This is a genomic window from Pseudomonas putida (assembly GCF_001976065.1).
Classification (GTDB): Bacteria; Pseudomonadota; Gammaproteobacteria; order Pseudomonadales; family Pseudomonadaceae; genus Aquipseudomonas; species Aquipseudomonas serbica.
Genome location: NZ_MNAH01000008.1, coordinates 59,227 through 73,408 on the forward strand (window position 1 = coordinate 59,227; position 14,182 = coordinate 73,408).

Sequence of the window (14,182 nt, forward strand, 5' to 3'; positions counted from 1 at the left end):
TGTAGGACGCGCTCTTGCGGACAATCGGGCTTTGTCTTCGTTGATGGATCGAACGGTATGTCGCAACAGATATTTTTCGCCCACGCCAATGGTTTTCCTTCGGGGACCTACGGCAAGTTGTTTGCGGCGCTGGCACCCGAATATCAGGTGACGCATCTGGAGCAGCACGCTCACGACCCGCGGTACCCGGCGGATGACAACTGGTACAACCTGGTGGATGAACTGATCCACCACCTGCAGCAACAACCGGAGCCGGTGTGGGGCGTTGGTCATTCCTTCGGCGGCGTACTGCACCTGCACGCGGCGTTGCGTTGCCCCGAGTTGTATCGCGGGGTGGTGATGCTCGATTCCCCGGTGCTGACCCGTACCGACCAATGGGTCATCCGTGCCGCCAAGCGATTCGGTTTCATTGACCGCCTGACCCCGGCCGGTCGCACCCTGGGGCGGCGGGAAGAGTTCGCCGACCTTGACAGCGCGCGCCGTTATTTCGCCGGTAAAACCCTGTTTCGCAGCTTCGATCCGGAGTGCTTCGACGCCTATCTGCAATATGGATTGCACCAAGTGGGCGATAAGCTGCGCCTGCGTTTCGATCCGGCCACGGAAATCAGCATCTACCGTGGCGTGCCGCACACCAGCCCCGGCAGGACGCGGCAATTGAAAGTGCCGCTGGCGGTGGTTCGCGGGCAAAAGAGCAAGGTGGTGATGCGCCATCACACCAGTTCCGTCGGGCGTATGCCAAAGGGCGAGGCGCTGAGCATGCCTGGCGGTCACATGTTTCCCCTGGAACGCCCGCAGGACACGGCCACGCTGCTGAAAAAACTGTTCAACCGCTGGGGCGCTCGCCAACAGCAGGATTGCGCATGAGCCATGTCGTCGAAGAAGTTCGCCTGAACCTGCCGCACATCGAACTGGCGGCGCACCTGTTTGGCCCCGAAGACGGTTTGCCGGTGATTGCCCTGCATGGCTGGCTGGACAACGCCAACAGCTTTGCCCGCCTGGCACCGAAACTCAAAGGCCTGCGCATTATCGCCCTGGACATGGCCGGTCACGGGCATTCGGGGCACCGCCCGCCGGGCGCCGGTTACGCCATGTGGGACTATGCCCACGATGTGCTGCAAGTGGCAGAACAGCTTGGGCTGAAGCGGTTTGCGTTGCTGGGGCATTCGATGGGGGCCATCGCATCGCTGATCATTGCCGGCTCGTTACCGGAGCGGGTCACCCACCTGGCGTTGATTGATGGCGTCATTCCGCCCACGGACAAAGGCGAAAACGCTGCCGAACGCATGGGCATGGCCCTGCAGGCGCAGCTGGATCTGCGGGAAAAGCGCAAGCCGGTCTACAGCACCCTCGACCGCGCCATCGAAGCGCGCATGAAAGGCCTGGTGGCGGTCAGTCGCGAAGCCGCCGAGCTGCTGGCCCAGCGTGGCCTGATGCCGGTGCCGGGCGGCTACACCTGGCGCACCGACAGTCGCCTCACGCTGCCGTCGCCGTTGCGCCTGACCACCGAGCAGGCCATGGCCTTCGTCCAGCGGATCGCCTGCCCGGCGAAGCTGGTGGTCGCCGCCGATGGCATGCTCGCCAAGCACCCCGAGTTGCTGGAGCGTCTACCCTTGAGCATTGAACAGCTGCCAGGCGGCCATCATTTGCACCTGAATGATGAAGCCGGCGCCGATCTTGTCGCAGACTGTTTCAATCGGTTCTTCGTCATTCCTTGACTTGCGCCGGGCAACTGTCGAGGCTGGGCGGGTTGAAAAGGGAGACAACCATGATAGACCTCTACACCGCTGCGCCCCCGATTGGCCACAAGGTCGTGCTGATCCGATGAGTCTATCCATGCGCTCACTCAGTTTGCTGATGCTCTGTTGTTTCAGTCCTCTATCGTTAGCCGCCGATCTGCCGGGCAGTCAGGACCTGCCGATCGTGCCGCGCATGACCGATGCGCAGATCGTCGATTATCGCCCCGCGGCAGAGCTGGAGCGGATCTACCCGCTCGGCTCGATCCGCAAGATCAGCGGCCAGTTGCGCTTTGACGGCCAGGTCAGTGCCCGTGGGAATGTCACCTCGGTGACCTATGAGTTGCCGGCCGAGCATTCAGCCACCGAGGCGTTCACCGCGGCGCGCGAAGCGCTGCAGCAGCAGGATGCGCAGTTGCTGTTCTGGTGCCAGGCTCGAGATTGCGGCGAAAGCAGCCTATGGGCCAACGAAGTGTTCGGTAACGCCAAGCTCTATGGCGCCGATAATGAGCAGGCGTACCTGCTGCTGCGCCTGGCCGCGCCTCGGGACAACACGCTGGTGGCGCTTTACAGCATCACCCGTGGCAACCGTAAAGCCTATCTGCACGTCGAACAGTTCGACGCCGTCGCTCCGTTGGGGGATTTGCTGCCCACCTCCGCGACCTTGCTGCGCGAGCTCAAGAGTACCGGCGAGCTCGACTTCCCCAAGTTGACCGAAGCGCCCGATGACACCTGGCTGCGCCTGATCTCCCGGGGACTGAACCTGGACACCACCTTGCGGGTCAGTGTCTCGGGGCCCAATGCCGAAGCATGGCGTCAGTCGCTGATCGAGCAGGGCGTTCGGGCGGCACGGATGGAAACCGGTGCTGTCGACGGCTCCGGTTTGCATATCAAACTGCTGCGTTAGGGTTATCCGGCGAACGCGCGCGGCGTGTTCGCCTACTCTTTTTGCTGAAATGATTTTATCGAGACTGTGATGATCAATAACGATCGGCTGTTGGTGCAGATCCTGCTCCTGGTGCTGTTTGGCGCGAGCTTCTGGGTGATGGCGCCGTTCTGGTCGGCCCTGTTCTGGGGCGCAGTGCTGGCCTTCGCCAGTTGGCCACTGATGCGCCTGCTGACCCGCTGGCTCAATGGCCGCGAATCCCTGGCGGCCGCCTTGCTCACCTTGGGCTGGATGGTGCTGGTGGCGGCACCCCTGGTATGGCTGGGGTTCAACCTGGCGGACCATGTGCGCGATGCCACGGCGTTCATCAAGGATGTGCAGGTCGATGGTCTGCCTGAAGCGCCGCACTGGCTGGGCAGCATTCCCTTGGTGGGCGAGCGGCTGGTGGTGATCTGGAACAGCATCGATCAGCAGGGCGCGGCGATGATGGTGTCGCTCAAGCCTTATCTGGGCCAGGTCGGTAACTGGTTGCTGGCGCGCAGCGCGCAGATTGGCAGTGGCATTCTCGAGCTGACCCTGAGCATTGTCTTCGTGTTCTTTTTCTATCGGGACGGCCCGCGGTTGGCGGCCTTTGTCCATGGTTTGCTGGAGCGCCTGATCGGCCACCGTGCCGGGTATTACATCGAGCTGGTAGCGGGCACGGTGCAACGGGTGGTGAACGGCGTGATCGGCACCGCAGCGGCGCAGGCCGTGCTGGCGCTGATCGGCTTCCTGATTGCCGGCGTTCCCGGTGCGCTGGTGCTGGGTATCGTGACCTTCATGCTCAGCCTGATACCCATGGGACCGCCGCTGGTATGGATTCCAGCGACTGCCTGGCTGGTCTGGAAGGGTGATTACGCAATGGCGGTGTTCCTTGGCATCTGGGGCATGTTCATCATCAGTGGCGTGGACAACGTGCTCAAGCCTTACCTGATCAGCCGGGGCGGGAACTTGCCGCTGGTGATCGTGTTGCTTGGTGTGTTTGGCGGCTTGATCGCGTTCGGCTTCATTGGCCTGTTTATCGGCCCGACCCTGCTGGCCGTGGCTTACAGCCTGTTGACCGACTGGAGCAAGAGTCACGCTCGGGTCGACGATCGTCGCTGAATCAATCTTGCCTGGGCAGGTGGATGATCGCGGTCAGTCCACCACCGGGCGTCTCCTCCAGGCTGAGCTGCCCGCCCAGCCGTTGCGCCGCCTCGCGAGCAATGGTCATGCCCAGGCCGACGCCGCCGGAGTTGCGATTGCGTGATCCTTCCAGGCGAAAGAACGGTTCGAAGACCGCTTCACGTTTATCCGCCGCGATACCCGGTCCATGGTCGATGATCCGGATCACCAGGTGTTCGCGGTGATCCTGCAGGGTGATCCGCGCCTGCCCGGCGTAACGCAAGGCGTTATCCAGCAGGTTATTGATGCAGGAACGCAACGCCATCGGTTGTACTTGCAGCGGCGCACAATGACCGCTGGCCTGAACATCGGCACCCCGGTCCTGGGCGTTTTCGCTCAGGGACTCGACCAGCGCCTGCACATCCATCCACTGTGAGGCCTCGCTGGTGCGCTGTTCGTGCAGGTAGCCGAGCGTCGCATCGAGCATGCTGATCATGTCGTCCAGATCCTGGCGCATCTGGCCTTGCAGCTTGTCGTCGTCGATCTGTTCCAGCCGCAGTTTGAGCCGCGACAGGGGGGTGCGCAGGTCGTGGGATACAGCGCCGAGCATGCGCGAGCGCTGCTTGACCTGCTCGATGATGCGCCGCTGCATCTTGTTGAAGGTGTGCGCCGCTTGCCGCGCTTCCCGTGGGCCGGATTCCTCCAGCGGCTCACTGTCGAGGTTTTCACTCAGGCGCTCGGCCGCATCGCTCAGGCGCTGAATCGGCCGACTGAGCAATTTGGCGCCGTACCAGGCGGCAATGATCAGCGAGATCAATTGAAAGGTCAGCGGCACCAGCGGTCCGCCGAACCATGGGCGAGGCGGACGCTCGGCGAGGCGTGGGTCCGTGGCTGAGTGTTGACCGTTCACGTTTCCCGATAACGCCGGCGGTGGAGGGGGAGGCGGCGGGCCGTAAGAGTGAAACCAGGCAAATGCCAGCAGGTGCGCCAGGATAATCGCGATCAGCAGCACGCCAAACAGGCGGCCGAACAACGTATCGAAGCGCGCCCGCATCAGCCGATGTCTCGGGCGTCGAACAGGTATCCCTCGCCGCGCACGGTCTTGATCAGTTGCGGGGCCTTGGGGTCGTCACCGAGTTTCTGGCGCAGGCGCGACACCAGCAGGTCAATGCTGCGATCGAAGGCTTCGATCGAGCGGCCACGGGCGGCATCGAGCAACTGCTCGCGACTCAGGACCCGATGCGGACGCTCGATGAACACCCAGAGCAGGCGAAATTCAGCGTTGGACAGCGGCACCACCAAGCCATCGGCTGCAACCAATTGGCGCAGCACACTGTTCAGGCGCCAGTTGTCGAAGCGAATGTTTGCGCGCTGTTCGGTGCGGTCATCACGCACCCGGCGCAGGATGGTCTGGATGCGCGCGACCAGTTCGCGGGGTTCGAACGGCTTGGCCATGTAGTCGTCGGCGCCCAGTTCAAGGCCGATGATCCGGTCGGTGGGTTCGCAGCGGGCCGTGAGCATCAGGATCGGAATATCCGATTCAGCACGCAGCCAGCGACACAGCGAAAGGCCATCTTCGCCCGGCAGCATCAGGTCGAGTACCACCACGTCGAAATGCTCCGCCTGCATCGCCAGGCGCATGGCGGCGCCATCGGTGACACCGCTGGCGTGGATGTTGAAACGGGCCAGGTAGTCGATCATCAGCTCGCGGATCGGCACGTCATCGTCGACGATCAGGGCGCGAATGCTCCAGCGTCTATCGTCGCCGGGCGCTTTTTGATCGTCGTTCACGGGGGCTGGAATGTTGTACATGCGTGGGTTCATCTGCCAGGTTGGCTGCCAACCACAAAGATAGGCTGCGAGGTTGTGGTTCCAGCATAGGCGTCCAGCCCGGAGGCGGGAAGTGCTGTGGTAGGGACGAATTGCGGTTGCAGAGGGTAGCGGGCAAGGATGTTGAAGGCGTGTCGTGACTGTACCGAACTCGACACAATTGCCGCAGAGGCTAGTCTTGCCTGAGCGTTCTCGACGATTTACCGATCATCGGGTCCCGCAGGGCCGTTGGTTCCGCTACAATGCGCGCCGATTTCGACTTGCCTGAGAGCCCACTCATGTCCGCCTGCCAGACTCCTATCATCGTCGCCCTGGATTTCCCTACCCGTGACGCCGCACTGAAGCTGGCCGATCAGTTGGACCCGAAATTGTGCCGGGTCAAAGTCGGTAAAGAGCTGTTTACCAGCTGCGCTTCGGAAATCGTCGGCACCCTGCGTGACAAGGGTTTCGAAGTGTTCCTCGACCTCAAGTTCCACGACATCCCCAACACCACGGCCATGGCGGTGAAGGCGGCTGCGGAAATGGGCGTGTGGATGGTCAACGTTCACTGCTCCGGTGGCCTGCGCATGATGGCTGCCTGCCGTGAAGTGCTGGACCAGCGCAGCGGGCCAAAACCGCTGCTGATCGGCGTGACGGTGTTGACCAGCATGGAGCGTGAAGACCTGGCCGGTATTGGTCTGGACATCGAGCCGCAGGAGCAGGTCCTGCGCCTGGCTGCACTGGCGGAAAAAGCCGGATTGGATGGCCTGGTGTGCTCGGCCCTGGAAGCCCAGGCGTTGAAAGCCGCGCACCCGTCGCTGCAGCTGGTGACCCCGGGTATTCGTCCGGCGGGCAGCGCCCAGGACGATCAACGCCGCATCCTGACCCCGCGCCAGGCACTGGACGCCGGTTCCGACTACCTGGTAATCGGCCGTCCGATCAGCCAGGCGGCGGATCCGGCCAAGGCGTTGGCTTCGGTAGTGGCTGAGCTGGCCTGATTACTGATAGGAGCCGGCTTGCCAGCGATCGTGTCACCGCGGTTCACCTGAATGACCGCGGTGCCTGCATCGCTGGCAAGCCAGCGCCTACAGACAGCGTCAGACTTTCAGAACCAACTTGCCGAAATTCTCCCCGCTGAACAACTTCATCAGCGTCTCCGGGAACGTCTCCAGTCCTTCCACAATATCTTCCTTGCTCTTGAGCTGCCCCTTGGCCATCCAGCCGGCCATTTCCTGCCCGGCGGCGGCGAACTGGGCGGCGTAGTCCATCACCACAAAACCTTCCATGCGTGCGCGGTTGACCAGCAGCGACAGGTAGTTGGCCGGGCCTTTCACCGCTTCCTTGTTGTTGTACTGGCTGATGGCGCCACAGATCACCACCCGGGCTTTCATGTTCAGGCGACTCAATACCGCGTCGAGGATATCGCCGCCGACATTATCGAAATACACATCGACGCCTTTCGGGCATTCGCGCTTGAGGCCGGCAACCACATCCTCATTCTTGTAGTCGATCACGCCGTCAAAACCCAGTTCATCGATGAGGAACCGGCACTTGTCCGCGCCCCCGGCGATGCCGACTACCCGGCACCCCTTGATCTTGGCAATCTGCCCGGCAATGCTGCCTACCGCCCCCGCAGCGCCCGACAGGACGACGGTATCGCCAGCCTTGGGGGCGCCCACGTCGAGCAGCGCGAAGTAGGCGGTCATGCCGGTCATGCCCAGCGCGGACAAATAACGCGGCAGGGGTGCCAGTTTCGGATCGACCTTATAGAACCCGCGCGGCTCGCCGAGGAAATAATCCTGCACGCCGAGGGCGCCATTGACGTAGTCGCCCACCGCAAACCCGGGGTTGTTCGAGGCCACGACCTTGCCCACGCCCAACGCACGCATCACTTCGCCAAGACCGACCGGCGGGATGTAGGACTTGCCTTCGTTCATCCAGCCGCGCATGGCGGGGTCCAGGGACAGGTATTCGTTCTTGACCAGGATCTGGCCTGCAGCCGGCTCGCCCAGCGGTACTTCCTGATAGGTGAAGGTTTCCCGGGTCGCGGCACCCACTGGGCGTTTGGCGAGGAGAAATTGGCGATTGGTCTGGGACGTCATGGCAGGCACTCAGGATGAATGAAGCCTTGTTGATAGACCCTCAGGGTCGATGCCGCAAGTTCGGCTGATCCGGCGAATACAGCCCGATCCAGTGCAGTGATAGTTGGTACGGTAGTTCCATCACTGCAACGCATGGGGGTTCAACCGGCCTTTTGATAGTGCTGCCTGGCTGCGGGGGCTGTGGCTATGCTGGGAAAACGTAATCCGACGCCAACTTCTCTTCGAGGACAGAACAATGAGCATGACGTTTTCCGGCCAGGTGGCAGTAGTGACAGGCGCGGCAGCCGGTATCGGCCGGGCCACTGCCCAGGCATTTGCCGCCGAAGGCTTGAAGGTGGTGGTTGCCGACATGGACACGGCGGGGGGCGAAGGCACGGTAGCGCTGATCCGTACGGCAGGCGGCGAAGCGACGTTCGTGCGTTGCAACGTTACGCTGGAAAGCGATGTAAAAAATCTGATGGATGAAGTGGTCAATATCTACGGCCGTCTCGACTATGCCTTCAACAATGCCGGGATCGAGATCGAGAAGGGCAAGCTGGCCGAAGGTACGGTCGAGGAGTTTGACGCGATCATGGGCGTCAATGTCAAAGGTGTCTGGTTGTGCATGAAGTACCAGCTGCCTTTGTTGCTGGCCCAGGGTGGCGGTGCAATCGTCAACACGGCTTCAGTGGCCGGTCTCGGGGCTGCACCGAAGATGAGCATCTACGCGGCTTCCAAGCATGCGGTCATCGGCCTGACCAAATCGGCGGCGATCGAATACGCCAAGAAAAAAATTCGCGTCAACGCGGTGTGCCCGGCGGTGATCGACACCGACATGTTCCGCCGTGCCTACGAAGCAGACCCGAAGAAGGGCGAGTTCGCCAATGCCATGCACCCGGTGGGTCGCATCGGCAAGGTCGAGGAAATCGCCAGCGCGGTGCTGTACTTGTGCAGTGATGGCGCGGCGTTCACCACGGGGCACTCACTGGCCGTGGATGGCGGGGTGACGGCGTTTTGATAGCGGATCGACCTCCAGCGTTCTGAAAACGACGTGGACGTAGCTTTTTGCCATTATTCCGACGCCAGAGACTTGTGTTGCTACAAACCCGTTGCGAATCTGCCGCTACTGATAATGGCGGGGGACTGAGTGCAATGATATCGGCCGTGCAAGGACGTTTTGCCAACCTCGGTATGGCAAAAAAACTGGGTGTCGGGTTTGTGCTGGTGCTATTGCTGACGGCCCTGGTGGCGGCCATCGGGGTATGGTCGCTGCAGACCATCAGCCAGCGCTTCGACGGACTCAAGCAGATGTCTTCGCTCAACAGCGGCTTGCTCAAGGTACGGCTGCTGGAACAGGAGTATGCCTTGCACGGCAGCGCGAAAACCGCCGATGCCTTGCACGCAGGGGTTGATGGCCTGGTCGACCTGGCAAACCAGCTCAAGGCGGCGTCGGCGACCAACGTGCCGGTCATGAATGACGTCGAGCAGTCCCTGGGGGCTTACCGCAAGGCGTTTGACGAGTTTGTCTCGCTCAGCCAGGCCAAGGACCTGGCGCTGGAAATGGCCAGCTGGTCGGTGTCCAGCGTGGCCAACAACCTCGACGTCCTGCAAGCCGGGCTCGCCGATGACGGTGCTTATACGCTGAAGGATTCCGAAGGCAAGGACGGAGCACAATTCATCGAGCAAGCCAGTCAGGTCAGCCAGGTGTCGCGCTTGATGCTGCAAGCGATGAACGAAGCACGTGTGCGCCTGGACCAGAGCCGCAAGGGCGACGACAGCGCACAGGGCAAGATCGAGCAGGCCAGCCAGGCGCTGACCCAGGCCGAACGACTCAAGACCACGGTCAAGGATGAGGGCTACCAGACGGTCCTCAATGAAGTCACCGGCCATATCGCCAGTTTCAACGACAAACTCGCCGAGTACACCGGCCTGCTGGAACAGGAAAAAACCGTTTACCAGCAATTGCACCAACGCGCTGCCCAGGTGGTGGAGCGGGTGGATCAAGCCTACGTCGCCGAAGACCAGTCGATGCAAGCGGAGCTGAAAAAGAACTCGTTGCTGATACTCGGCTCCTCCGCACTGGCCTTGCTGGTCGGCCTGATTGCGGCGTGGGTCATTACCCGCTTGATCGTGGCGCCGTTGCGCAGTGTGATTCGTGTGGCGCAGCAGATCGCTGCGGGAGACCTGAGCGCGAAGGTTGAAGTGAACCGTCGTGACGAGATTGGCCAGTTGATGCAGGCCATGCAGCAGATGGGTGAAGGACTGAGCCAGATCGTCAGCGGTTTGCAGGCCGGTATCGAGCAGTTGGCGACTTCCGCGCAATCCTTGTCCGCCGTGACCGAACAGACCAACCTCGAAGTGAGCAGCCAGAAGGAAGAAACCGAGCAGGTGGCGACGGCCATGAACCAGATGACCGCCACCGTGCACGACGTCGCGCGTAATGCCGAGGAAGCCGCCCAGGCAGCGCAAACGGCGGACGGCAAGGTGGAAAGTGGGCAACAGGTGGTGCGCCAGAGCATGGTGCGGATCGAACAACTGGCGGATTCCGCCACGTCGGCCAGTTCAAGCATCGAAAGCCTGAGTGCGGAAATCCACAACATCGGCACGGTGCTCGGCGTGATCAAGAGCGTGGCGGAGCAGACCAACCTGTTGGCACTCAACGCGGCCATCGAGGCGGCACGGGCCGGCGAGCAGGGCAGGGGGTTCGCGGTGGTAGCCGATGAAGTGCGGGCCCTGGCCAAGCGGACCCAGCAATCAACCGAGGAGATCGAGCGACTGGTCAGCGCCTTGCGCTCGGCGGCCCAGGCGTCCGTGCAGCAGATCCAGAGCAGCGGCGAGTTGGTGAAGCTGGCCGTCAGCGATGCACTGCAGACTGAGAGTGCGCTGGGGAGCATTGCGGCGGCGGTGTCCTTGATTCAGCAGATGAACCAGCAGATCGCGGCGGCTGCCGAAGAGCAGAGTTCGGTGGCCGAGGAAATCAATCGCAGTGTTACCAGTATTCGTGCGAGTGCGGACCAGTCTTCGCTGGCGATGCAGGGCAATGCGGCGTCCAGTATCGAGCTGGCGCAGTTGGGGGTCGAGTTGAAGGGGATGGTGGGGCATTTCAGGCTTTGAGCCGTGCCCGAAACAAATCGGTGTACGCAGGCTCTTCTGTAGGCGCTGGCTTGTCGGGTCACCGCATCGCAGCGAAGACGGCCTCAAGTTCGATGCATAACTGGAGGGCGCCTTCGCCGGCAAGCCGGCTCCTGCAAGCGGTGATCAGTCGTAAATCACTTTCTTCTTCCAGTCCGCATCCGCCTCGACGTCCTTGAGGCCTTCGGTCAATTGGTTGACGTCACCTTCCACCGGAGCGATACGGTCCATGACCTGGTCGTTGGCGCGGGCCAGGAGCTTTTCCAGGTATTGCAGTTGTTCGGCGTAGACCTGGGGGTCCTGCTGCTTGCGCAGGTACTGCACGCCGCGCTCGAATGCCAGCCGTGCCTGGCCCGGCTGGTTCTGCTGCAGGGAGTGCTGGCCGAGGTTGTTGAAAAACTCGATGTGCAGCAGCACAAGGATGTGGCGCACTTCACGGATCCAGCCCTTGGCTTCGTTGGGAGGCAAGAAGCCATCCTGTGCCGCGCGGGTGATTTGGCCGTGCAGGGCTTCTAGAAGAAAACGCACGTCCTTGGCCTTGGCCTCAGTCTGGATCGGTGCCGGCGGGTTGTTGACCGGTATCGATTCGCCCTGGGCAGCCAGGGCCTCCAGTTCGGCGATCCGGGCCTTGAGGTTGGCGCTGGTTTTTTCCAGGTTCAACAAGCGTTGGCAAACGTTCAGCTCCAGGCGGGTCAGCAGCAGTTTTAGCGCTGGCGTCATCAACTGGCCGGGAAACGTCTCGGTGATCTCACCACAACGACGCAGGCGGTCATTGAGTTCAACCTTGGTACGGGCCCTTTCCAGCTTATTGTTTTCCACCACATGGTTGATGTAGCCAATGGCAATCAAGAGTGCAATCCCGGCTACGACGAGCAGGGTGATCATGAGTGGTGTCACCGGTAAGACCTCTTTATAGGGTTTGCATTCGAGTGAAGTGGCCAGGCCTGGTTTTTATCGGCCGCCGCCCGCTTATATAAATGCTGGCACTCTGGAGCATATTGCCATCACTCATGGCGTCGACTATAACGTCTTGGTGAGTGTCAGAATATAGGCGCCAGACCCCAGGCGACGGAAAAGCCGAAAGGGGGCTGAAAAGCAGACCGAAGTCATTGATTTAAATAAATTTATAACAGGGGGTTGACGACCTCTCAATCCATCCATAGAATGCGCGCCACTTGCAGCGTAAAGCACACAGCGAAACGAAGCAGGCAGTGAATGTTGTAGTGTGTCCCCTTCGTCTAGTGGCCTAGGACACCGCCCTTTCACGGCGGTAACAGGGGTTCGAGTCCCCTAGGGGACGCCAATGCGGGAATAGCTCAGTTGGTAGAGCACGACCTTGCCAAGGTCGGGGTCGCGAGTTCGAGTCTCGTTTCCCGCTCCATTTTTAAACAGTCTTGCTCTCGGGCAGGGCTGAGTGAAACCAGAACCAAGTCTTCGGATGCGGATCTGGACACCGAAACACACACCATGTGTTCCGGGCAGCGTGTCCCCTTCGTCTAGTGGCCTAGGACACCGCCCTTTCACGGCGGTAACAGGGGTTCGAGTCCCCTAGGGGACGCCATTTGCGGGAATAGCTCAGTTGGTAGAGCACGACCTTGCCAAGGTCGGGGTCGCGAGTTCGAGTCTCGTTTCCCGCTCCATATTTGACGAAAACGCCGCTCAACGAGTGGCGTTTTTGTTTGTAACAGATGTTAGAGTCCCTCAGGGGATGCTTTTTGCGGGAATAGCTCAGTTGGTAGAGCACGACCTTGCCAAGGTCGGGGTCGCGAGTTCGAGTCTCGTTTCCCGCTCCATATTTAACAAAAACGCCGCTCATTGAGCGGCGTTTTTGTTTGCGTGCGATTTATGCTCCTCGCAAAAAAAGCCCGCCAGTCAGTCTGCACGGGCCTTCTATGTGCGCGTCGTATCACATCGACAGGATCAACCGCCCCGCGAACAGGATCAGGATCACCCCCATGCTGCGTTCGAACCAGTGCCCCAGGCGCAGGAACAGCAACCTCACCCTGCTGCTGGAAAAGAACAAGGCGACGACTACAAACCACAGGGCATTCACCAGGCACATCCAGACACCGTATAGCGCCTGAATTTTCAGCGGTGTGGTGGTGCTGATGATCGTGGTGAAGATTGCCAGGAAAAACAGCGTGGCCTTGGGGTTGGTGGCATTGGTCAGAAAGCCTGTAGTAAAAGCCTTGAGCAGTGTTTGCTCGACGAGTGGCCTGTCCGTCGGTTCTTCGCCTTCCAGGACGGATTTCGGCCGGCTGCGCACCAGGCTCACGCCCAGGTAAAAAATGTAGGCACCCCCCACGACCTTGGCCGCCGTCAACAGCCAGGGAGTGGTATGCATCAGCGCACCGACGCCGAGCAGGGTGTAGAGCACGTGCACGGAAATCCCCGCACCAATGCCCAGTGCCGTGCAGATGCCGACCACTCGGCCGAAGCGCACGCTTTGGCGGATGGTGACCGCGAAGTCCGGGCCGGGGGCGACCACGGCCAAAAAGTGAATCGTTGCCAGTGCCAAAAACTCGCCCAGGTAATTGGAAAGCATCTCAACTCCAGAAAGTCAGGGGGGAAGCATTGCCGCGGTAGCCGACAAAGAATGAAAGGCTCAAGCGAGGATCGACTGAGCCCGGTGTTACCGAGTGCATGCGACGTGAGTTGAACATGATGAAATCCCCCGGCCCGGGAAGAATCTCCAGGCTCGGCTTGCCCAGCAGGGACGGATCGATGCCGTAGCTATCGCCACGCATGTCATCAAACTGCTCGGGGGTGATGTCGTGGTTCCATACCTGCAGCGCGCCGCCCTCGGCGGGCATGTTCAGGTAGAGGTTGCAGGCGAACTGCGCTGCCAGGCTCCTGGCCTGGAAACTGTCCGGGGCGTCCTTGGCGAAAATGTCGTGATGGGCGAGAAAGCACACGTCGGGTTCGACTACCCGCGACAACCCGACATACATCTTGCGGCCGTAGAGGCTTTCCAGGTGCGCGCCGGCTGGCCAGGACTCGTCGAAGATGCAGCGCAGGGTGTCGACCGGGGACGCGTAGGGTGCACAACGATTGCGCAACTGCGCGATGTTGCGGGTGGCGCGCTCGAAGTAATCCTCGATCAGCAGTGGCCGATTTTCCGTTTCGTAGAACGCCATGCCGATGCGACCGATGCTCGGCGCGTTGATATAGCCTTCAAATCCCGGCGCGAGGATCTTTTCGCCAATCTCGATTGCCAGCGCCGGAGGCAGCCAGCTCTTGATCCGGATGGCGAGTACTTCTTCGTTGGCCAGTTTTTTTATGCACGCCTCATCGAGACGCTCGACATCAAGCATCATGGTTCAGGTCCCTCTATCGGAGAGTCAGCCAAGCTTGCGGATGCAGGCCTGGCTGGCGATGGCGATGACGGGAGCGCCATC

The 14,182-nt window shown here is 61.1% G+C and carries 13 protein-coding genes, 5 tRNA genes and 1 pseudogene; 13 read left to right on the forward strand and 6 right to left on the reverse strand.

What is annotated here, in order from left to right; all coding sequences use genetic code 11:
• Positions 1-57 precede the first annotated feature (57 nt).
• From BKX96_RS23960 to BKX96_RS23975, 4 genes are all read left to right on the forward strand, one after another.
• Complete coding sequence (locus BKX96_RS23960) at positions 58-864, forward strand: alpha/beta fold hydrolase (RefSeq protein ID WP_046817711.1); 807 nt, start codon at positions 58-60, stop codon at positions 862-864.
• Positions 861-1,715, forward strand: a complete 855-nt coding sequence (locus BKX96_RS23965; protein ID WP_046817710.1) for an alpha/beta hydrolase — start codon at positions 861-863, stop codon at positions 1,713-1,715. The genes BKX96_RS23960 and BKX96_RS23965 overlap by 4 nt, the downstream gene beginning before the upstream one ends.
• A gap of 118 nt (positions 1,716-1,833) precedes the next feature.
• Positions 1,834-2,640 carry a DUF4892 domain-containing protein gene (locus BKX96_RS23970; protein ID WP_077185620.1) on the forward strand — a complete coding sequence of 269 codons (807 nt, stop codon included), beginning with the start codon at positions 1,834-1,836 and terminating at the stop codon, positions 2,638-2,640.
• Between the two features lie 69 nt (positions 2,641-2,709).
• A complete protein-coding gene (locus BKX96_RS23975; protein ID WP_077185621.1) occupies positions 2,710-3,762 on the forward strand; it encodes an AI-2E family transporter in 1,053 nt (350 codons plus the stop codon).
• A 1-nt stretch (position 3,763) separates the two neighbouring features.
• Here BKX96_RS23975 and BKX96_RS23980 read toward each other — a convergent pair whose 3' ends face one another.
• Positions 3,764-4,816: a sensor histidine kinase gene (locus BKX96_RS23980; RefSeq protein WP_046817707.1), complete on the reverse strand. Its 1,053-nt coding sequence runs from the start codon at positions 4,814-4,816 to the stop codon at positions 3,764-3,766.
• Positions 4,816-5,574, reverse strand: a complete 759-nt coding sequence (locus tag BKX96_RS23985) for a response regulator (protein ID WP_077185622.1) — start codon at positions 5,572-5,574, stop codon at positions 4,816-4,818. The genes BKX96_RS23980 and BKX96_RS23985 overlap by 1 nt, the downstream gene beginning before the upstream one ends.
• Positions 5,575-5,870: 296 nt before the next feature.
• On the opposite strand from BKX96_RS23985, the gene pyrF reads away from it, so the two are divergent.
• Positions 5,871-6,569: an orotidine-5'-phosphate decarboxylase gene (gene pyrF, locus BKX96_RS23990; RefSeq protein WP_179092171.1), complete on the forward strand. Its 699-nt coding sequence runs from the start codon at positions 5,871-5,873 to the stop codon at positions 6,567-6,569.
• Positions 6,570-6,668: 99 nt separating this feature from the next.
• Here the strand turns inward: pyrF and BKX96_RS23995 are convergent, their stop codons facing one another.
• On the reverse strand, positions 6,669-7,673 hold the full coding sequence (locus BKX96_RS23995) for an NADP-dependent oxidoreductase (RefSeq protein WP_077185624.1): 1,005 nt from the start codon (positions 7,671-7,673) through the stop codon (positions 6,669-6,671).
• A gap of 235 nt (positions 7,674-7,908) precedes the next feature.
• Here BKX96_RS23995 and BKX96_RS24000 point away from each other — a divergent pair, with 235 nt between their 5' ends.
• From BKX96_RS24000 to BKX96_RS33625, 3 genes and pseudogenes are all read left to right on the forward strand, one after another.
• Positions 7,909-8,670: an SDR family oxidoreductase gene (locus BKX96_RS24000; protein ID WP_077185625.1), complete on the forward strand. Its 762-nt coding sequence runs from the start codon at positions 7,909-7,911 to the stop codon at positions 8,668-8,670.
• Positions 8,671-9,680: 1,010 nt separating this feature from the next.
• A pseudogene (locus tag BKX96_RS33620) lies at positions 9,681-9,860 on the forward strand (HAMP domain-containing protein); the annotation flags it as partial.
• Positions 9,861-10,061: 201 nt separating this feature from the next.
• Positions 10,062-10,766 (forward strand): methyl-accepting chemotaxis protein, encoded by a 705-nt coding sequence (locus BKX96_RS33625; protein ID WP_410454549.1) that lies wholly within the window; start codon positions 10,062-10,064, stop codon positions 10,764-10,766.
• 144 nt (positions 10,767-10,910) lie between these two features.
• On the opposite strand, the gene BKX96_RS24010 is transcribed toward BKX96_RS33625, so the two are convergent.
• A complete protein-coding gene (locus BKX96_RS24010) occupies positions 10,911-11,669 on the reverse strand; it encodes a hypothetical protein (protein WP_046817701.1) in 759 nt (252 codons plus the stop codon).
• A 342-nt stretch (positions 11,670-12,011) separates the two neighbouring features.
• On the opposite strand from BKX96_RS24010, the gene BKX96_RS24015 reads away from it, so the two are divergent.
• The 5 genes from BKX96_RS24015 (at position 12,012) to BKX96_RS24035 (ending at position 12,577) form a co-directional block, all read left to right on the forward strand.
• Positions 12,012-12,087, forward strand: a tRNA-Glu gene (locus tag BKX96_RS24015).
• Between the two features lie 2 nt (positions 12,088-12,089).
• Positions 12,090-12,165 (forward strand) — tRNA-Gly (locus BKX96_RS24020).
• 104 nt (positions 12,166-12,269) lie between these two features.
• Positions 12,270-12,345 (forward strand) — tRNA-Glu (locus tag BKX96_RS24025).
• Between the two features lie 3 nt (positions 12,346-12,348).
• Positions 12,349-12,424, forward strand: a tRNA-Gly gene (locus tag BKX96_RS24030).
• A 77-nt stretch (positions 12,425-12,501) separates the two neighbouring features.
• Positions 12,502-12,577 (forward strand) — tRNA-Gly (locus BKX96_RS24035).
• 113 nt (positions 12,578-12,690) lie between these two features.
• Here BKX96_RS24035 and BKX96_RS24040 read toward each other — a convergent pair.
• Both BKX96_RS24040 and BKX96_RS24045 read right to left on the reverse strand, forming a co-directional pair.
• The gene (locus BKX96_RS24040; RefSeq protein ID WP_077185628.1) at positions 12,691-13,329 is read right to left on the reverse strand and encodes a LysE family translocator; all 639 of its coding nucleotides are present in this window, start codon (positions 13,327-13,329) and stop codon (positions 12,691-12,693) included.
• Between the two features lies 1 nt (position 13,330).
• Complete coding sequence (locus BKX96_RS24045) at positions 13,331-14,101, reverse strand: 2OG-Fe(II) oxygenase (protein ID WP_046817699.1); 771 nt, start codon at positions 14,099-14,101, stop codon at positions 13,331-13,333.
• Between the last annotated feature and the right edge of the window lie 81 nt (positions 14,102-14,182).